Source organism: Thermus sediminis (assembly GCF_003426945.1).
GTDB lineage: Bacteria > Deinococcota > Deinococci > Deinococcales > Thermaceae > Thermus > Thermus sediminis.
In genome coordinates this window covers 1,365,959-1,385,142 of the sequence record NZ_QURO01000004.1, presented here as the reverse complement: position 1 = coordinate 1,385,142, position 19,184 = coordinate 1,365,959, and the positions used below count along the sequence as shown (strand labels likewise).

Annotated in this window: 14 protein-coding genes, 1 tRNA gene and 2 pseudogenes; 4 read left to right on the top strand and 13 right to left on the bottom strand. The window is 67.2% G+C overall.

The annotated features are described in order from the left end of the window. Positions 1–102: 102 nt before the first annotated feature. The 4 genes and pseudogenes from ATI37_RS07995 to ATI37_RS07980 form a co-directional block, all read right to left on the bottom strand. Positions 103–535: pseudogene (locus ATI37_RS07995) on the bottom strand (CBS domain-containing protein). A gap of 47 nt (positions 536–582) precedes the next feature. Continuing rightward, the gene (locus ATI37_RS07990) at positions 583–1,389 is read right to left on the bottom strand and encodes a universal stress protein (RefSeq protein WP_117237894.1); all 807 of its coding nucleotides are present in this window, start codon (positions 1,387–1,389) and stop codon (positions 583–585) included. Beyond that, positions 1,386–2,519, bottom strand: coding sequence for an MFS transporter (locus tag ATI37_RS07985; protein ID WP_117237893.1), 1,134 nt, complete (start codon positions 2,517–2,519; stop codon positions 1,386–1,388). The genes ATI37_RS07990 and ATI37_RS07985 overlap by 4 nt, the downstream gene beginning before the upstream one ends. A gap of 82 nt (positions 2,520–2,601) precedes the next feature. Then, a tRNA-Arg gene (locus tag ATI37_RS07980) sits at positions 2,602–2,678 on the bottom strand. A gap of 44 nt (positions 2,679–2,722) precedes the next feature. On the opposite strand from ATI37_RS07980, the gene ATI37_RS07975 reads away from it, so the two are divergent. Both ATI37_RS07975 and ATI37_RS07970 read left to right on the top strand, forming a co-directional pair. Then, positions 2,723–4,513, top strand: coding sequence for a peptidyl-prolyl cis-trans isomerase (locus ATI37_RS07975; protein WP_117237892.1), 1,791 nt, complete (start codon positions 2,723–2,725; stop codon positions 4,511–4,513). A 19-nt stretch (positions 4,514–4,532) separates the two neighbouring features. Continuing rightward, the gene (locus ATI37_RS07970) at positions 4,533–6,107 is read left to right on the top strand and encodes a phosphoglucomutase (RefSeq protein WP_117237891.1); all 1,575 of its coding nucleotides are present in this window, start codon (positions 4,533–4,535) and stop codon (positions 6,105–6,107) included. Here ATI37_RS07970 and ATI37_RS07965 read toward each other — a convergent pair. The 7 genes from ATI37_RS07965 to ATI37_RS07935 form a co-directional block, all read right to left on the bottom strand. Continuing rightward, positions 6,104–6,946 (bottom strand): carbohydrate ABC transporter permease, encoded by an 843-nt coding sequence (locus ATI37_RS07965; RefSeq protein ID WP_117237890.1) that lies wholly within the window; start codon positions 6,944–6,946, stop codon positions 6,104–6,106. The two genes, ATI37_RS07970 and ATI37_RS07965, sit on opposite strands and share 4 nt — an antisense overlap. Further along, positions 6,943–7,818 carry a carbohydrate ABC transporter permease gene (locus tag ATI37_RS07960; RefSeq protein ID WP_117237889.1) on the bottom strand — a complete coding sequence of 292 codons (876 nt, stop codon included), beginning with the start codon at positions 7,816–7,818 and terminating at the stop codon, positions 6,943–6,945. The genes ATI37_RS07965 and ATI37_RS07960 overlap by 4 nt, the downstream gene beginning before the upstream one ends. Positions 7,819–7,869: 51 nt before the next feature. Then, a complete protein-coding gene (locus ATI37_RS07955) occupies positions 7,870–9,159 on the bottom strand; it encodes an ABC transporter substrate-binding protein (protein ID WP_117237888.1) in 1,290 nt (429 codons plus the stop codon). Between the two features lie 187 nt (positions 9,160–9,346). Next, positions 9,347–10,327, bottom strand: coding sequence for an asparaginase (locus tag ATI37_RS07950; protein ID WP_117237887.1), 981 nt, complete (start codon positions 10,325–10,327; stop codon positions 9,347–9,349). Further along, positions 10,324–10,605 (bottom strand): DUF309 domain-containing protein, encoded by a 282-nt coding sequence (locus ATI37_RS07945; protein ID WP_117237886.1) that lies wholly within the window; start codon positions 10,603–10,605, stop codon positions 10,324–10,326. The genes ATI37_RS07950 and ATI37_RS07945 overlap by 4 nt, the downstream gene beginning before the upstream one ends. 10 nt (positions 10,606–10,615) lie before the next feature. Beyond that, the gene (locus tag ATI37_RS07940) at positions 10,616–11,128 is read right to left on the bottom strand and encodes a ubiquitin-like small modifier protein 1 (protein WP_117237885.1); all 513 of its coding nucleotides are present in this window, start codon (positions 11,126–11,128) and stop codon (positions 10,616–10,618) included. Between the two features lie 75 nt (positions 11,129–11,203). After that, a complete protein-coding gene (locus ATI37_RS07935) occupies positions 11,204–13,027 on the bottom strand; it encodes an aldehyde ferredoxin oxidoreductase family protein (RefSeq protein ID WP_117237884.1) in 1,824 nt (607 codons plus the stop codon). A 106-nt stretch (positions 13,028–13,133) separates the two neighbouring features. On the opposite strand from ATI37_RS07935, the gene ATI37_RS07930 reads away from it, so the two are divergent. After that, positions 13,134–14,069, top strand: a complete 936-nt coding sequence (locus tag ATI37_RS07930) for a carbohydrate kinase family protein (RefSeq protein WP_117237883.1) — start codon at positions 13,134–13,136, stop codon at positions 14,067–14,069. Here ATI37_RS07930 and ATI37_RS07925 read toward each other — a convergent pair. Both ATI37_RS07925 and ATI37_RS07920 read right to left on the bottom strand, forming a co-directional pair. Next, positions 14,025–14,983 (bottom strand): annotated as a pseudogene (locus ATI37_RS07925) (quinone oxidoreductase family protein). The gene ATI37_RS07930 and the pseudogene ATI37_RS07925 overlap by 45 nt on opposite strands. 12 nt (positions 14,984–14,995) lie before the next feature. Then, positions 14,996–16,045 (bottom strand): NADH:flavin oxidoreductase/NADH oxidase, encoded by a 1,050-nt coding sequence (locus ATI37_RS07920; RefSeq protein WP_117237882.1) that lies wholly within the window; start codon positions 16,043–16,045, stop codon positions 14,996–14,998. Positions 16,046–16,226: 181 nt separating this feature from the next. Here ATI37_RS07920 and ATI37_RS07915 point away from each other — a divergent pair, with 181 nt between their 5' ends. Further along, on the top strand, positions 16,227–19,160 hold the full coding sequence (locus ATI37_RS07915) for a glucodextranase DOMON-like domain-containing protein (protein WP_117238563.1): 2,934 nt from the start codon (positions 16,227–16,229) through the stop codon (positions 19,158–19,160). Positions 19,161–19,184 lie beyond the last annotated feature (24 nt).

The following is a 19,184-nucleotide window of genomic DNA, read 5'->3' as shown; positions in this document are numbered from 1 at the left end:
CCCTCAGAAAACCCCCCGCACCAGCCTGGCCCCCTCCCTCTCCGCGATGGGCCGGGGGCGCCTCCCTCCTCAGCCGCCAGGGGAAGGGCTCTTCGCGGACACTTAGCGGTTTTCGGACACGTAACGGGAAAGTTCCTCTATGAGCATCTCCTGCTGGGTGATGATGGCCTTGACCGCATCCCCAATGGAGATCACCCCCACCACCTTGCCTTCCTCCACCACGGGGAGGTGGCGCACCCGGTGCTGGGTCATGAGGCGCATGGCGTCGGCCAGGTCGGTTTCCGGGCGTACCGTGATCACCTCCCGGGTCATGACCTCCTCCACCCGGGTATCCTTGGAAAAACGGCCCAGGAGGACCAGCTTGCGGGCGTAGTCCCGCTTCGGAGAAGATGCCCAGAAGCTTCCCTCCCTCCATGACCAAGAGGGCCCCGATGTCCTTCTGGGCCAGCCTCTTTAGGGCTTCCAAGATCGTGGCCTGGGGCGGGATGGTGCAGACCGCGCTCCCCTTGCGCAACAGGACCTGCTGGACCGTCATAAGACCCCCTTTCCTCTAAGGGGTCATTATGCCAAAACGGGCTTTGCTTATCGGGCGGTGAGCACCGGACCCAAGGCGTGGCGCACCACGTGCTCCGCCGTGCTCCCCAGCACCAGCCGCCGCACCGGGGCCCCCAGGGCCAGGAGATCGGAAGGACCCTGCAGGGCCAGGAGGTGCTCCGCCGGATCCCCGGCGAAGGCCAGGCCCTCCGCGGCGATACCCTGGTCCTTGAGGTAGGCCTCCGCCTCCAGGGCCCAGGCCCCCGCCCGCACGGGGTCCTCGTGCACGCTCACCACCCGCACCCTAAGGCCTAAGGGCTTGGCCAGGAGGGTTAGGGTGTGCATGGCCCGCACCGCGCTTTCCGAGGCGTTGTACCCCAAAAGGGCCCCCGCTACCTCCACGTAGTCCACGGGGGCCACCACCACGGGGGTAGGGGAGGCGCGGAGGATCCGGTCCACGGTGCTCCCGAGGCCGGCGAAGTTGCCCCCATGGGCCTCCCCGCTCCTCCCTAGGATCACCAGATCCGCCATGCGGGCGTGGCGTAGGATGGCCTCGTGGGGAAGACCAGTCTCCAAAAGGGTTTCCACCTCGAGGCCCGCTCCTTCCCCATTCTTGCGGATTTGCTCCAGAATGGCCTCCCCCTTAAGGGTGAGAGCCCTCTCCACCTCCTCCCGGCGAACGGATACGGGAATGGTCAGGGCCCCGAAGTCCAAAACCTCGGGAAAGCGCACCAAACGCACATCCCGCACGAAAAGGGCGAGGAGCTTGGCGGAGAGCTTGTAGCAAAGCCATTCCGCCAGCACCTCCGCCCCGCGAGCCTGGGGCGAGCCATCCGTAGCCAGTAGAATCCTCATGCCCCCATCTTACGGGGTTCCCGTACCGAGCGGGCGAGGAGCCAGGCGGGAAGGATCAGGCTGCCCAAGGCCAGGAGAACGGGGATAACCCCATAGATCTCTATCAAGTGGCCAACGGGGGCGTAAAAGAGCCCGGCAAACCCCCAGGTAAAGCCCATGAGGAGGCCCGAGACCGTGGCGGTCTGGTGGGGCTCCAGCTCCTGGGCCAAGGCCACCGCCACCGGTATGCCTGCGTTCATCAGGGCGCCGGTGACGGCCAAGAGGGCCAGGTAGAAAGGGTTCTCGGGAGGGAAGAGGAGAAGGCCCAAGTAAAGGGGAAGGCCAAAGGTTAGGGTGCCCACCAGAACGGTCTTGCGGCCCAGGTGGTCCGAAAGGGTGCCCCCCAGGAAGGCCCCCAGGGTGGCGGAGAAGCTGTAGATGGAAAGGGAGAGGGCGGTATAGACGTCGGGGATGCCCCTCTGGGCGTACCAGTAGGGCAAGGTGGTGGCGAAGCTCATGAAGACCAGGCTCCGGAGGGTGGCCATGCCCCAAAGCCGAGCCACATCGCCCCGGAAGACCCTGAGGAAATCGCCCAGGCCCGCGGGCTTTCCCTGCCGCCTCACAGGGGGCAGGCGCAGGAGAAAAAGCGCGGGGAGGAGAGCCAGAGGGGTGAGCCACAAAAGCCCGCTGAGCCCCCAGGCCCCCACCGTGAAGAGGGCCACAATGGGGCCCAGGGAAAGGCCTAGGTAGCCCGCGGAACCGAAGAAGGAGAGCCAGAAGCCCCTCCTTTGCCTAGGGGCAAACTCCCCCACCAGGCTGGCCCCCGAAGCGTGGAAGAGGGCCGAACCCAGCCCCGCGAGGCCCAGGACCAAAAGGAGAAGCTCAAAGCGGGGCCAGAGGCCCAAGGACCCCATGCCCAGGGCCACGAGGAGGGGTCCCAGGGCCGCCAGAAGCCTCCGGTCCATACGGTCGGCGATGAGGCCCGCTAAGGGTTGCAGGAGGCTTCCCGTCAGGGAGTAGACCGAGACCAGGAGCCCGGCCGTGCCCAGGCCCACACCGAAGTGGGCCATGAGCTTGGGGAGAAGGGGGGTGAGGAAGTTGGAGAAGAGGTCATTGACGGCGTGAAGCCAGGCCAGGAGAAGGGGCAGCACCTCCCCATGCTAAACCCATTTCTCAGGAAGGGGTGTTAGAATCCCCTATGTGCTAGGGGCCTTCCGGGGGGCAAAAAGGGCATGGCGCGCCCGAGAGGACTCGAACCTCTGACCTTCGGCTCCGGAGGCCGACGCTCTGTCCAGCTGAGCTACGGGCGCACTCAAGCGGGTGTACTATAGCACGTGGAGGAGGAGGCGGTCAAGTGTTTGGCATCAACAAGCGGGTACTAACCTTCCTTTTCGGCTTTTTGGCCTTGGTCTTCGTGGTGGGGGCCGTTCTCCTCTTCACCCCCCAAGCCGGAGGGGAGGCCAGGGGCAGGCCGGTGCTTTGGGTAAACGGAAAGCCCGTCCACGAGCTGGACCTCCTCAGGCTCCAGGGGAACGACCCCCTCTACGCCGCCAACCCCCAGGGCCTGCTCAAGACCCTGGTGGACACCCACTTCCTGGAACAGGTAATCCTCACCGAGGCCCTGAAGCAGGACGCGGCCCGCATCCGCGTGGGCAGCGCGGAGGTGCGCAGGGAAGTGGACCGCATCCGGGAGCAGTTTGGCCTTAGGGAAAAAAGGGCCTACGAGGGGTTCCTGAACCAGATAGGCTACACCGACGCCCAGCTCCGGGCTGAGATCAGAACCCAACTGCAGATCCAGCGGCGCCTGGAGCAGATCCGCTCCGCTGCCAAGCCTTCCCCGGAAGAGGTGCGCTTCTACTTTGAGGTGCACCAGGAGGACTACAGAACCGAGCCCCGGGTCCTGGCCCGCCAGATCGTGGTGGACGACGAGAGGCTGGCGGAGGAGCTTATGGCCAAGGCCAAGGCTGGGGAAGACTTCGCCGCCTTGGCCCGGGAACGCTCCAGGGTGGGGGCGGAGCAGGGTGGAGCCCTGGGGGCCGCCCCTGGGGAAAGCGACCCGAGGCCAGTGAGCAGGGTGGTCTTTCCCGAAAAGGTGGCCGAGAGGGTCTTTGCCCTGAGGGGACCTGGGCTGGTGGGGCCCATAGAGGCTGGCGGGCGGTACTACCTGGTGAAGGTGGAGGAGTACCTGCCCCCCAGGGTCCCCAGCTTTGAGGAGGTGAGGGACCAGGTGGAGAGGGACGCCCAGGAGGCCAAGGGGGATGGGGCCCTCGAGGCCTATCTGGCGAACCTTAGGCAGAGGGCCCAGGTGCGCTTTGCCGAAGGCGTCGCCTACCAAAACCCCGTGGTGGCCAGGGTCAACGGGGCGGAGATCCTCCTCTCCCAGGTTCTCCAGCCCGCCTTTTCCAACCCCCAGACGGCGGTCCTCATCCAGCAGGGCCTGGGGGAGCTGGTAGTGCAGTTCTTCCTGCCCCAAACCCTGGAGGCCTTGGTCGACCGGGAGGTCTTGGTGAAGGCGGCCAAGGAGAGCGGCGGGCCCTTTATCGGCTCCAAGGAGGAGATCGCCCAGGCCTACCTCCTCTACAGGACCCGGGAGGTGGCGGCCACGGAGGCCGAGGCCCGAAGGTTTTACGCGGAGAACCCTGCCCTCTTCACCGTTCCCGCGAGGGCCGAGGTCGTGGGGGTGGCCTTCAGGGAGGAGACCCGGGCCAGGGCTTTCCGGGAGGCAGCTTTGAGGGCCACCGACCTCCAGGCCCTGGCCAGAGCCCAGGAGGGGACGGTGACCGAGTACGGCACCGTGCTTCCCAACCAGTTGCCTGGCGTCTTGGACCGGCTGGTTTTCCGAACAGCGGATGTCTTCGCCCGGGGAGCCCTGGGCGAGGTCAGCGAGGTGCTGAAGCTGGAGGATGGCACCTTCTTCGTGGTCCTCGTCCGGGACCGGCGGCCCGAGGCGCTTAAGCCCTACGAGGAGGTGAAGGAGGAGGCCCTGGAGGGGGTAAGGAACCGCAAGCGCCAGGAGAAGGCCCAGAGCCTCATCCAGAGCTTGCGCCAGCAGACCGAGGTGGAGAAACTCTTGACCCAGGTGCTGGCGGACCTCGCTCCAGAAACGAAGGAAGGCGAGGAGGAGAGCCCAGAAGAAAACCCCTGACCTGGACTAGAATGGACCCATGGAAGCTTCGGCCTTGACCCGGCTCCTTGCCCTTTACTACGAGGCTACGCCCGACCCGGAAAGCCCCCTGGAGCGCGTGGCCTTCGGCACGAGCGGCCACCGGGGGACGAGCCTCAAGGCGACCTTCACCGAGGCCCACGTCCTGGCCATCGCCCAGGCCATCGCCGACCTCAGGGAAAGCTTTGGGGCCTCGGGCCCCCTCTTCCTGGCCAAGGACACCCACGCCCTCTCCGAGCCCGCCTGGGCCACGGCCCTATCCGTCTTCGCCGCCAACGGGATTGAGGTGCGGATAGAGGAGGGGTACACCCCCACCCCCCTGGTCTCCCTGGCCATCCTGGAGCACAACGCCGCGAGCCCGGCCAAGGCGGACGGGGTTCTCCTCACCCCCAGCCACAACCCTCCCGAGGACGGGGGGCTCAAGTACAACCCCCCCACGGGAGGCCCCGCGGACACCCGCATCACCAGGGCCATAGAGGAGCGGGCCAACGCCCTCCTGCGGGAGAACCTGAAGGGGGTGAAAAGGCTTCCCCTGAAGGAGGCCCTTTCCCGGGCCAAGCCCTTTGACTTCGCCGGGCTCTACGCGGAAAAGGTGGGGGAGGCGGTGGACCTCGAGGCCATCCGGGCCGCGGGCCTGCGCCTGGGGGTGGACCCCTTGGGCGGGGCAAGCCTAGGGGTCTGGGAGCGCCTGGCGGAAAGGTACGGCCTCCACCTCGAGGTGGTAAACCGCCAGATAGACCCCACCTTCCGCTTCATGCCCCCTGACCACGACGGCAAGATCCGCATGGACTGCTCCAGCCCCTACGCCATGGCGGGCCTCCTTGCCCTCAAGGACCGCTACGACCTGGCCATCGGCAACGACCCCGACGCCGACCGCCACGGCATCGTCACCGGGCGGGGCTTGATGAACCCCAACCACTACCTGGCCGCCGCCCTCCACCATCTCTTCACCACCCGGGCCTGGCCGGGGGCCAAGGCGGGGAAGACCGCCGTGACCAGCGCCCTCCTGGACCGGGTGGCGGGGGCCTTGGGCCGGGAGGTCTACGAGACCCCGGTGGGCTTCAAGTACTTCGTGGAGGGCCTGCTCCAGGGCTGGCTGGGGTTTGGCGGGGAGGAGAGCGCCGGGGCCAGCTTCCTCCGCCGGGACGGCCGACCCTTTTCCACGGACAAGGACGGGATCCTCCTTGGGCTTCTGGCGGCGGAGATCATGGCCAAGCGGGGCCAGGCCCCGGACGAGCTCTACGAGGCCCTCGTGGAGCACCTGGGCCGCCCCCACTACGCCCGCAAGGACCTGCCCGTACCCCCGGAGGCCAAGGCCCGCCTCGCCCGCCTCTCCCCGGAAGAGGTGGGAAGGGAGGTGGCGGGGGAGCCCATCCTCCAGGTTCTGACCCGGGCCCCGGGGAACGGGGAGCCCCTAGGGGGCTTAAAGGTGGTCACCCAGAACGCCTGGTTCGCCATCCGGCCCAGCGGCACCGAGGACGTGGCCAAGGTCTATGCGGAAAGCTTCAAGGGGGAGGAGCACCTGCAGGCGGTGCTGGAGGCCGCCTTAGGCCTGGTGGCGCGCCTTCTGGCCTAACCCTTCACCGCCCCGGCGGTGAGGCCGGCCACGATGCGCTGCTGGAAAACGAGGACCAGGATCACCAGGGGCACGGTGACCACGACGCTGGCGGCCATGATGGAGCCCCAAGGGATCTCGAAGGGGCTGGCCCCGCCGAAGCTGGCGATGGCCGGGGGGACCGTGCGCACCGCGTCCCCTACGGTGAAGGTGAGGGCGAAGAGGTATTCGTTCCAGGCGGCGATGAAGGCCAAGAGTCCCGTGGTCACCAACCCTGGCCCCGCGAGCGGGAGCATCACCTTCACCAGGGTCTGCAACGGGGTAGCCCCGTCCACGTAGGCGGCCTCCTCCAGCTCCCGGGGAAGTCCGCGGAAGTAGCCCACCAGGACCCAGATGGTGAAGGGGAGGGTGAAAAGGAGGTAGGAGAGGATAAGGCCCAGGTGGGTGTTGAAGAGGCCCATCTGGCGGAGGAGCATAAAAAGCCCCCCCAAGACGGCGATCTGCGGGAACATGGTCATGGCCAGAACGATGTAGAGCACGGCGTTTTTGGGGGGAAAGGGTAGGCGGCCCAGGGCGTAGGCGGCGATCACCCCCAGGGTCAGGGAAAGGAGGGTGGCTCCCCCAGCCACGATGAGGGAATTGAGAAGATTGCGGCCAAAGTTGGCTTGCAGGAAGACGTTCTGATAGTGCTCCAGGGTGAAGGGCACGGGCAAAAAGCTGGGGTCCGTTGAGAAAAGCTCCCCCGAGGGCTTAAAGCTGGAAACGACCGCCCAGTAGAAGGGAAAGACGCTGTAGACTACCACAAAGGCCACCAAGACATAGAAGAGGGCCCGGTTGAGAACGCGCAAAAGGAGTTTCATCTCAAGGCCTCCTTACCCAAGGTGCGCATGTAGAAGACGACGAAGAGGAAGATGAGGACCAGGATGGCCACGCTGATGGCCGAACCGTAACCCAGGTCCTGGAAGTCAATGAGGGTCTGGCGGTTGTAGATGGCCAAGGAGCGGGTTGCGGGGTTCAACCCACTCAGGACGAAGATCACATCAAAAACCCTGAGGGCGTCCAGGGTGCGGAAGATAAGGGCCACCACCAGCGCGGGGGTCAGGAGGGGAAGGGTGATGGTCCAAAACTGCTGCCACTTCGTGGCGCCGTCAATGCTGGCTGCCTCGTAGAGCTCCTCAGGGATGAGTTGCAGACCGGCTAGGAGGATAAGGGCCATAAAGGGTGTGGTCTTCCACACATCTACGGCGACGATGGAGGCGAAGAGGAGCTCTGGACGAGCCAAGAAAGCCACCTTCTCGGAAAGGAGGCCCAGCCTGACCCCAAGGATGTTGATGATGCCGTAGATATCGTGGAGCATCCACTCCCACATCCTGGCGGAAACCACCGTGGGGATGGCCCAGGGAATGAGAATGGCGGTCCGCACCAGACCCCGGCCCTTGAAGTTTGAGTGGATGATGAGAGCGATGGCCAACCCCAAGAGGGTCTCCAACGTCACGGAGATCACGGTGAACCGCAACGTGTTCCAAAGGGCTTGGCGGAAATCGGGGTCCTGGAGGAGGTAGAGGTAGTGCTCCAGGCCCACGAACTCCGGGGGCTCCACGAAGGCAATGTCAGCCCTAAAAAGGGACCAGTAGAAGACCTGGGCCAGGGGGTAGCCGGCCACCAGGAGCACCACCAGCAAGGTGGGAAGGACGAGGAGCCAGGCGAGGCGAGCTTGTCTTCGGGTGAGCATGGTGTTCTAAGGATACCCGGGGGGCCGGGGCCCCCCGGGGCCAGGGGGCCCTTAGCGGAGAATCCGCCTCAGGCGGGCCTCGAGGTCCCTCACCGCAGCCTCTCCCCTCTTCCGCCCGGTGAGGACGCTGTGGACCTCGGTCCATATGGCCTCGGAGACCCGGTTGTAGTTGGCCCCAGCCACATCGGAGGGACGGGAAACGGCGTTCTGGAAGACGGGGAGGAGGTCCCTAAACCAGGGATTCCTGGCCAGGACATCCCGGTCGGTGTAGAGGGCAGGCCGCGTGGGCAGGCGGGAGAGGCGCACGGCGTTGTCCTTCTGCACCTCGTAGGAGGCCAGGTACCTGACCAGGTCGGCGGCCTCCCTGGGGTAGCGGCTGTAGGCGGAGACCATCAGCTGCCAGCCCCCTAGGGTAGCGGCGTTGGGAGCGTCGGCGGATACCCTGGGCAGGACCGTGACCCCGAACCTGCCTTGGATGGGGCTCCCCTCGGTTTGGCCCAGGGCGTAGGCATAGGGCCAGTTGCGCATGAAGAGGGCGTTGCCTTGCTGCCAGACGTTTCTGGCCTCTTCCTCTGCGTAGCTGGCGACCCCTTGAGGGGCGATGTTCCCCACCCAGCCCCGGGCCCGGTTGAGGGCCAAGGCCGCGTTGCCGTTGTTGACGCTGATGGTGCCGTTGGACTCCACGAAGCGCCCACCCCCATGGGAGTAGACCCACTCCAGGGCGTTGCAGGTGAGCCCCTCGTAGGCCTTGCCCTGGAAGACGAAACCCCAGAAGTTCCGGTTTCCCGCCCTCCGCTCTCCCTCAACAACCCTTTGGGCCATCTGCTCCAACTCGGCCCAGGTGCGCGGAGGGTTCCTATACCCGTACTTCTCCAGAAGGTCCTTCCGGTAGTAAAGGATGCCAGCGTCGGTGAAGAAGGGGATGGAGGTGAGCCGGCCCTGGATGGTGTTGTTCTGCACAATGCGGGGGAAGAACTCCCTGAGCTCCGCCTCCGTGAAATATTGCCGCAAATCGACGGCGTGGGGGAGGACAATGCCCGGCCATATGACGTCAATCATGTAGACGTCCACGTCCGGGCTTCTGGCGGCCCAGTACTGCTGGTAGAGGGCCAGGCGGTCGTTGGTGTCGGCAGGGGAGTCGATGTACTCCACCCGGGTTCCCGTCCTCCTACCCCAGGCCTCTGCCATCTCCTTCATCCAGCGACCGCCCTCGCCCACAGCGGTGGAGTCCCCCGCCACTCGGATGATGGGACCCGCCTGCGCCCGAACCACCAAGGGTCCCAGGACAAGGCTAGCCGCGAGCCCGACACCTACCCCTTTGAGAAACTCTCTGCGCTTCATGTCGTCCTCCTATGGAAGCTTTTCCAAAGGGGATTATACCCCTGACCCCCTCGCCTGTCAACGACTGCGCTAGCCCCTAAGATCTCCCGCTGTCCGGACGGACGTCCTCCCCGGGCCACCCCGTCCCCAGTTCAGTTGGATCAGAAGGCCGCAGAAGGCGCTGAGGGGATCAGTGAAGGGGCGGGCCTCAGATCCAGGAAAGCGCTAGCCGGGCCTCGAGGTGCCCCACGGCCAGGCCCCGGTGGTTCTGCACCTCGGGCCGGTCCCAGGGGGTGGGGCCGGGCTCGAGGCCCAAGGCCCTAAGGAGGGCCACCACCGCCACCTCCCGGGCCTGGGTGGAGCCGTCCTCCACCTTGAGGGCCACGCCCAAGGGCCCCCTAGGGCTATCCAGAAGGGCCAAGCCATGGTAGCCCTCGGCCCCCCGCTTGGCCAGGAGGGGAAGGCGTTCCATGAGGAGGGTGTCTATGCTCCCTGGCCCCGCCACCAGATGGGGGTGGCGGCGCATGGCCTCCCCCACCCGGCGGAGGGGCTCCTCATAGGGCTTTGGGGCTTGGTCCGGCCGGGCCAGCAGGTAGAAGGCCCGGGCCGCCCGGGCAAGGGGCAGGGCGAAGGTAGGGACGCCGCACCCATCCGTGGCCTGCAGGGGTTCGGCCCCAGAAAGGTCCTGGAGGGCCTTCCGGTTCAGCTCCTGGACCGGGTGCTCGGGGCGTTCGTACCCTTCCGGGGAGGCCCCCAGGGCCAGGGCGGCCGCCAGCATCCCCGCGTGCTTGCCCGAGCAGTTGTGGTGGAGGGGGGTGGGCCTCTCCCCCGCCCTTTGCAGGGCCTCCCGGGCCTCCTTGGAAAAGGGGGGATGGACCCCGCAGACCAGGCGCTCAGGGCCCAGGCCCAGCTTCCCTAGGAAGCGGGCGGCCACCCCCACGTGGCGGGGCGTGCCGTCGTGGCTGGCGGTGGCCAGGGCGATCTCCTCCTCGCCCAAGGCAAACCGCTCCACGGCCCCGGTGAGGAAAAGGGCCAGGGCCTGGAAGGGCTTGGCCGAGGAGCGCAGGTAGCTCACCATGGCGGGGTTCCCCGCACAGGCCACAAGCCCCTCCTCGCCGTAGACCGCCAGGGAAACCCGGTGCCGGTTCTCCACCCACGGCCCGCGGTAGACCAAAACCTCTGCCTTCACGCCCCAAGTCTACGCCGGGCCTCCTCCAATAGGGGCCGCCAGTCCAGGCCCAGGTAGGGGGAAAAGAGGCCCTGGAGCCTGGCCTCAGCCTTCCTCAGGTTGCGCAGGCCGTTCCTGCCCTCCGCCTCCTGGTGGAGGGCCGCCGCTAGGAGGATGAGGCCCTGGAGGAAGCGCCGCTCCTCCCCTCGAGCCCTTTGCCAGGCCTCTTCCAGCGCCTCGTGGGCCTCGAAGTACCGCCCCTCCCGGAAAAGGGCCAGGAAGGTCTCCAGGGCCTCCATGCCCTTAAGGCTAACCTCCTCCCCGGCTAGCGGCGAGGGCGATCCGCCGGAACCAAGCCTTGGCCGCCTCCCCCTCCACTTCCACCCGGAGCTGGCAGGTGGCGAGGCCGCCCGCCTCCAAGGGGGGTGCCTCACAAAACCGCACCCGGGCCCCAGGGAGGCGAAAGACCCCCTCGGCCTCCCTCTCCCCGCCCCAGGAACGCAGGTACTCCTCCAGGAGCCAAGGGGGAAGGGCCCCAAAAACCTGGCCGAACCGTCCACCCCCCGCCACCGGGGGAAAGAGGTCCAAGGTGGCCTCCTCTCCCAAGGGGGTGGCCAGGCCCATCAGGTAGCGCACGTCCCGGCCCTCGAGGAAGACCGAGACCCGCTCCAAGAGCTCCCCCCCTTCAAAGAGCTCCGGCCCCAAAGGGGGGTAGCGGGCCACGAGGTTCTTCAGGGCCTCCCCTACCGTGCAGCCCTCCACCCAAGCCTGGGAGGTGCCCGCCAGGTCGCGGAAGGTGGCGTAGAGGTTCACCTTGGGCATGGACGGGTATCCGGGTAGGGGCTTTGGCGAGGCCCTTTCGGGGTCCCCACCGCGGCTTTCGCCGCGGTGGGGTGCTTAGTCCGCCGCCTGGGAGAGGATGCCAAGCTCAAGGAGCTTGGCCGGGGGCACCACGCCCCGCTCCCAGCCCCTTTCGCGGTAGCACTCCTCCAGCATGAGGTCCAGCTCCGTGAGCTGCCCCTTAGAGCCGGCGCAGTCCGAGGGTTCCTGGAGGAAGCGCTCGGGCAGGTAGTCCGAGCCCTCGGCCCAGCCCGCCAGGTTGTTGTAGTGGCGCTCCAGGTTGTAGATGCGCTCCCCGATCTTAAGGATCTCCTCGGGGGTCACGGGCCGGCCCCAGTAGGCGGAAAGCTGCTTGGCGTACTCCTCCGGCCCCTCGGCGAACTGGCTGAACTTGCAGAGGTCCAGGGAATCGGTGAAGGCGGAGAGGTCCTGGAAGAGCTTGGTGAGCTTCCCCTTGCCCTGCCAGGCCAGGGGGTCGGTCTTGTAGGGCACCCCCAGGATCTCCGAGGCAGGGGTATAGGCCCTTAGGTGGCAGGCCCCGCGGTTGGAGGTGGCGTAGGCGATGCCCATGCCCTTGAGGCCCCGGGGGTCGTAGGCGGGGATGGACTGGCCCTTGACCTCTAGGGCGATCTCCGGGTGGCCGATGGCCTTGGCGAAGCGGGCGGGACCTTCGGCCAGCATGTCCCCCACGCCCCGGCGGTGGGCGATGGCCTCGAGGACCCTCGCCTCCCCCTCCTTGTCCCCAAAGCGGATCCCGTCCTCCCCATGGTAGTACCCCTTCTCCGTGGCCTCCATGAGGACGGCGATGGCGTTGCCCGCCTCAATGGTGTCCATCCCGTAGGCGTTGCAGAGGTAGATGGCGTAGCCGGTCCAGTCCGTGTCCGTGTGGCCCGCGTGGGCCCCCAAGGCCCAGGCGGACTCGTACTCGTAGGACTCAAAGCGGATGGTCTTGCCGTCCACGTGGACCTCCACCATCTTCTTGCAGGCCACGGGGCAGGCGTGGCAGGTGTTGTCCTGGATGAGGCGGTGCTCGCGGATGTACTCCCCGGAGATCTTCTCCGCCCCTTCAATGCAGGTGTGCTGGGCGTTGTAGGTGGGCAGGGCCCCCATGACGTTGGTGATGTTCATGAGGACGTTGGTGCCGTAGAGGGAAAGCCCGCCCTTCTTGGGAGCGGTCACGTTCTTGGGGTCGTTGATGGTGGCCGAGGCCAGGCGGTCCGCCTCCCGCCAGAGCTCGGGGTCCTTGGGCTGGGGCATCTTGTCCTGCTTGCCCACCACCACGATGGCCTTCAGCTTTTTGCTCCCCGCCACCGCCCCCGTGCCCCCGCGGCCTGCGGCCCGCTCATCGTTGTTGATCCAGTTGGCGAAGCGCACCAGGTTCTCCCCGGCGGGGCCGATGGCCATGACGTCGGCCTCCTCCCCGTGCCGCTCGCGGAGGATGCGGTGGACCTCGTGGGTGGTCTTGCCCCAGAGGTCGGAGGCGTCCTCTATGGAGACCTCCCCGTCCTCCACCAGGAGGTAGACAGGCCTCTCCGAGGCCCCCTTGATGAGGAGGCCATCAAACCCCGCCCACTTCAGCTTGGCCGCGGTCCAGCCCCCCATGTGGCTGTCGGTAACCGTGCCGGTGAGGGGGCTCTTGGTGACCACCGCCAGCCGCCCGGACATCTTGGCGCGGGTGCCGGAAAGGGGGCCGTTCATGATGCAAAGGAGGTTCTCCGGGCCCAGGGAGTCCACCTGGGGGCCGTTCTCGTACACGTACTTCACCCCAAGGCCTCGTCCCCCCACGTACATCTCCAGGTCCTTGGGATCGGGGGCGAAGTACTCCACCTGGCCGGTGGTCAGGTCAATACGGGCAAGCTTGTGGGCATATCCTCCAAGCATCCTGCACCTCCCATAAAGGCTTCGTCGCACGAGGCAAAGACGTTTTCCCTAAGCGTTGCGCCGGATTGTACCACACCCCCTGCCCCGGAGTGTACAGTGGGGCATCATGCTGGCCCTGGTGGGGGAAACCCTGGTGGACCTGGTGCTGGAGGAGGAAGACCCCTTGCGCTTCACAGGGGTGCCGGGGGGCTCGGTCCTCAACACGGCGAGCGCCCTGGCCCGGCTGGGCCTTCCCGTGCGCTTCTTCTCCGAGGTGGGGACGGACTGGCTTTCCCTTTGGTGCGAGGGGGAGATGGCGAGGCAGGGCCTAGAGCCCAGGCTCTTCCGCCACCCCGCCCCCATGCCCCTGGCCCTGGTGCGCCTGGACGAAAAGGGGAACGCCCACTACAGCTTCCACCGCCCCTTCCAAGCCCCCTACCGGCCCGAGGCGGGCGGGGTGAGGGGGGCTTGGGGCCTCCACTTCGGCTCCCTCTTCACCCTCGAGGCCCGCACCCGGGAAGGGCTAGAGGCCCTCCTCAGGGAGGCGGAAGGGGCCCTCCTCTCCTACGACCCCAACCTGCGAAGCCCCCCGGGGCCAGAGGAACGGGACTGGATTGGGGGATACCTGGAGCGGGTAGACCTCCTCAAGCTCTCCCTGGAGGACGCCCGCCTCCTCTTTCCCGAAGGCCCCCTGGAGGGGGTGCGGCGCCTCCCCCCTGCCCTCAAGGTCCTCACCCTGGGCCCCGAGGGGGCGGTGGCCTTCCTGGGGGAGGTGGAGGTGCGGGTCCCGGGGGAGAAAGTGAAGGTGGTGGACACCGTGGGGGCGGGGGATACCTTCACCGCGGGGCTTCTAGCCCTCTTATGGAAAAGGGGCTTCGGCAAGGGGAACCTTTCCACCCTGGAAGCGGAAACCCTGGAAGGAATCCTTAAGGGGGCCACGGCCTTGGCCGCCCTGGCCTGCACCGTGCGGGGAGCGGGCCTCCCCGAGGAGGGGCTTGGGGCCTGGCGGGCCCGCTTCCTAGGGGATGAGGAGGACCTTGCCCACGGTCCTCCGCCCCTCTAGGGCCTCGTGGGCCTCCTGGGCTCTCTCCAGGGGGAACTCGGCCCCAATCCGCACCCTAAGCCACCCCTCCCTAAGGGCCCGGAAAACCTCCCCCGCCCGCCAGAGGAGTTCCTTGCGGCTTGCCGTGTAGTGGTGAAGGGTGGGGCGGGTGAGGAAGAGGCTTCCCTTGCGGTTCAGGACCTGGGGGTCAAGGGGGGGAACGGGCCCCGAGGCCTGGCCGAAGAGGACCAGGATACCCCGGGGACGGAGGGCGTCCAGGCTCCCCTCAAAGGTGTCCTTCCCCACCCCATCAAAAACCGCATCCACCCCGCCCCCGGAAAGGGCCTTCACCGCCTGGGCGAAGCCCTCGTAGGGAAGGGCGTAGTCCGCCCCGGCCTCTAGGCATAGGGCCCGCTTCTCAGGGGTGCTGGCGGTGGCGTAGACCGTGGCCCCCTTGCGCTTGGCCCACTGGATGAAGAGCAGGCCCACGCCCCCAGCCCCCGCGTGGATCAGAACCTGGTCCCCGGGGCGCACGGGGTAGGTGCTCTCCAGGAGGTAGTGGACGGTCATCCCCTGGAGGAGGGCCGCCGCCGCCAGCCTCAGGTCCACCCCTTCGGGGACGGGGACCAGCCTCTCCGCGGGCACCAGCTGGTACTCCGCGTAAGACCCTTGGACGTTGGCGAAGGCCACCCGGTCCCCTGCCCGCACCCCCGCCACGCCCTCCCCCACCGCCTCCACCCCCCGGCCCCTTCCTCCCCCAGGGTGAAGGGGAGGGGCATGGGGTAAAGCCCCTTCCGCTTGTAGATGTCGATGTAGTTGACGCCGATAGCCTGGAGCCGGACCAGGACCTCCCCGGGGCCCGGCTCGGGGACGGGGACCTCCTCCAGCCTTAAGACCTCCGGCCCGCCCACCTGGTGCACCCTAATGGCCTTCATGGCCCAAGCCTATCAAAAGCCCCGCAGGTACTGGGGCGGAATAGGGGCCTCCGCCCCCAGGACCTGGGCCGCCCGCAAGGGGAAGTAGGGGTCCCGGAGGAGGACCCGGCCCAGGAGGATGAGGTCAGCGCTTCCTGCTTGGAGAATGGTTTCCGCCTGCTCCGGGGTGGTGAGGAGCCCCACCGCCCCCGTGGCCAGGCCCACCCGCTTCCGCACGGCGTCGGCGAAGGGCACCTGGAAGCCCGGGGCCACGGGCACCCGCACCCCCGGCACCACCCCCCCGCTGGAGAGGTCCAGGAGGTCCACCCCCAGGGCCTTCAGGGCCTCGGCGAAGGCCAAGGTGTCCTCGAGGGCCCACCCCCCCTCCGCCCAGTCCGTGGCCGAGACCCGCACCCAAAGGGGAAGTTCTTCAGGGATCGCCTCCCGCACCGCCTCCGCCACCAGGAGGGGGAAGCGCATGCGGTTCTCCCGGCTTCCTCCGTAGAGGTCGTCCCGTTGGTTGGAGAGGGGGGAGAGGAAGGAGGAGAGGAGGTACCCGTGGGCCATGTGGAGCTCCACCACTTGGAAGCCCGCCCTAAGGGCCCGCTTGGCCGCCGCCACGAAGGCTTCCAGAATCCGGGCCATCCCCTCCTCCGTGAGGGCCTCCGGCACCGGGTAGCCCTCGGCGAAGGGGATGGGGCTTGGCCCCACCACCCGCCACCCCAGGGGCTTGCCCCCCTCCCAGGGCCTGGCCGTTCCCGCCTTACGCCCGGCGTGGGCGAGCTGGATCCCCGGCACCGCCCCCGCTTCCCGGATGCGGCGGGCCAGCTCGGAAAGGCCCGGGAGGTGCTCCTCGGACCAGAGGCCCAGGTCAAAGGGGCTGATCCGCCCCTCGGGGAGGACCGCCGTGGCCTCCACGATCACGAGCCCCACCCCGCCCAGGGCCCGGGTGGGGTAATGGAGGAGGTGCCAGTCCGTGACCTGGCCCTCCCCTGTGGCCGAGTACTGGCACATGGGGGACATGGCCAGGCGGTTTTTGAGGCGGAGGCTGCGGAGATCCAAAGGGGTAAAGAGCAAGGCCATGACCCCCTCATTATCGCGCCTGTGGTAGGCTATGGGCGAAGGAATGGAACCTCTTCCACGAGGTCCAAAAGGAGGTAGGAGGATGGGTAATACCCTTTTCTTACTGTTTTCTTCGCTCTGCCAGCTCAGAAAAACCTCCCGGGGACCTTCTTCCGGGGCCCCCATGCTGGCTTGGGCCAGCATGGGGTGGTATAAATGGCTCCCCACCCTGGCCATAGCCCTAGGCCTCGCCCTGGCCCAGCCCCTCAAGGTGGCCATCCTGTGGCACCAGCACCAACCCCCCTACGAGAACCCCGTCACCGGGCAGTACGAGGGGCCCTGGGTGCGCATGCACGGGGTGAACAGCTACCCGTGGATGGCGGAAGTGCTCAAGGAGTATCCGGAAATCAAGGTCACCTTTGACTACACCTCCACCCTCCTCAAGCAGATAGAGGACTACCTCTCAGGGAGGGCCAAGGACGCCTACTGGCGGGTCTCGGAAAAGCCCCTAAAGGAGCTTTCCCCGGAGGAGCGGACCTTCATCGTGGAGCGCTTCTTTGACATCAACCCCCGCTTCGTGGAAAAAAGCCCCCGCTACAAGGAGCTCCAGACCAAGAAAACCCGGGGGGAAACCTTCAGCGACCAGGACCTCGAGGACCTGCGGGTGCTCTGGAACCTCTACTGGATCAACGTGAACTACATTGAGCGGGACCCAGGCCTAAAGGCCCTCTACCGCAAGGACCGGGGGTTCACCCAGGAAGACCTGGCCTACGTGCTAGGGAAGCACCTGGAGCTCATGGCCACCATCCTGCCCCTGCACAAGGCGCTCTGGGAGCGGGGCCAGATTGACCTGATCACCACCCCCTACTACCACCCCATCCTGCCCATCCTCCTGGACAAGGAGGCCATCCGCGAGTCCAACCCCGCCCTGGCCCTGCCCAAGGAGGAGATCGCTTGGCCCGAGGACGCCGCCTGGCAGGTGCGGGCGGGGCGGGACTACTTCCAAAAGCTCTTCGGCAAGGCCCCCAAAGGCATGTGGCCCCCCGAGGGGGCCGTGAGCCAGAAGGCCGCCGAGCTCTACGCCGAGGAGGGCATCGGCTTCCTGGTGACGGACGAGGCCATCCTGGGCAGAAGCGGCTTCCCCGTGAACCCCGCCACCCTCACCCGGCTCTACCGGGTGGAGAAGGAGGGCAAGGGGGTGGTCCTCTTCTTCCGGCACCGGGACCTCTCGGACCGGATCGGCTTCAGCTACAGCCAGATGCCCGCCGAGCGGGCGGTGGAGGACTTCATCGGCACCCTCCTGGAGATCCGCCGCCAGGTGATCGGGCAAAACCCCGAGGCCGTGCTCACCATCGCCCTGGACGGGGAAAACGCCTGGGAGCACTACCCGAATAACGGCAACGACTTCCTCCGCCTCCTCTATAGGCGCCTCACCGAGGAGCAGAAGAAGGGCACCCTCAAGACCGTGCTCTTCTCCGAGGTCCTAGACCTTCCCACCCTCCCCATCGCCCGGCTGGGCACCGGGGGCTGGGCTGGGGACTTCGCCATGTGGGCCGGGGAACCCGAGGAAAACGAGGCCTGGGATCGCCTAAGCCGGGCCCGGCAGGCGGTCTTGGCCTACCAGGCCCAGGGCGGGGACCCCCAGGTGGCGGAAAGGGCTATGGGGCTCATCTACGCCGCCCAGGCCTCCGACTGGTTCTGGTGGTACGGCCAGGACACCGGCTTCCCCAACCATCCCCTCTTTGACGAGGCCTTCCGCGCCATCCTCCAGGCGGTCTACAAAACCCTGGGCCAGAAGCCCCCGGAGGAGCTCTACATCGCCGTGCGCCCCCCCGCCCAAGTGCAAGGCACCCCGGGAAGGGTGAAGCCTACCCTGGACGGCCGGGCCGAACCAGAGGAGTGGAGGGGTGCCGCCTACCTCCCCGACCCCGATGGCACCACCATGCAGACCCCGGACGACCTCATCCAGGCCCTCTACCTGGGGTTTGACGAGCAGAACGTCTACCTCAGGGTGGACCTCCGGGACGGGGTCAGGGCCAGGGACCTGGTGGGCCAGGGGTACCGCTTGCACGTCTACGCCACCATCCCGAGGGGGGAGGGCGGGGCTGCCTTCCCCGAGGAGGGGGAGGTCTCCTTGGGCTTCCCCCTGCAACAGCGGATCACCCTGGACTTCAACCAGGTCCAGGAGGGCCAGGCGGTCTTGGTGCGCTACGCCTACCGGGAAGGGGCCTGGGTTTTGGCCAGCTCCCCTGCGGATCTGGCAGGCCGCCGCGCCTTCCTGGACGAGGTGGTGGAGATGCGCATCCCCTACACCACCCTCAAGGCGGAGGCGGGGGACACCCTCCGCCTGGCGGTGGTCCTGGAAAAGGAAGGGCGCATCCTGGACACCGCCCCGAACGGCAACCCCCTGGCCCTGGCCCTGCCCCAGCGCCTGGCGGGGAAGGAGGCCCTGGTCCTCAAGGACCCCGAGGGGGACGAGTATGGCCCTGGCACCTACACCTACCCCAAGGAGGGCGCCTTCGCCCCCTTCCAAGGCCTCTTTGACCTCCTGGAGATGCGCATCCTGGACGGCGGGGCCACCTGGACCTTCGTCTTCACCTTCAAGGAGATGACCAACCCTTGGGGCGCCCCTGCGGGCTTCAGCCACCAGCTCATCAACGTCTACATAGACTACAAGGAGGGCGGCAGGACGGAGACCTTCGCCAAGGGGGCCAGGGTGGCCTTTGACCCTGAGCACCCCTGGGACCTCTTCCTCAAAGCGGCGGGCTGGCCCCAGTACGGCCAGCGGGTGGGCTTTCCCGACGGCACCGACACTGCGGACGGGATCGTGGTGGCCAGCAACCCTGCGGACAAGCAGGTCATCCTCCAGGTGGACAAGAAGTACTTCAACCCCATCCCGGGCCAGAGGGTCTGCTTCTACGTCCTGGTAGGAAGCCAGGACGGCTACGGCCCTGACCACTTCCGCCCCGTGGGTAAGGAGGCGGGGCCCTGGAATCTGGGTGGGGCTTTGAACGAGGACGCCCCCCTGGTGGTGGACTACCTGTGGCCGGAAAAGGGGGTCCAGGAGGCCATGCTCTCCCAGTATGGGGGCGGAAGGTATGCGGTCCTAAAGCCCTACTGCGTGGCCTGGCCCTAAGCCTTAGCTCAACTACCCTGGGAG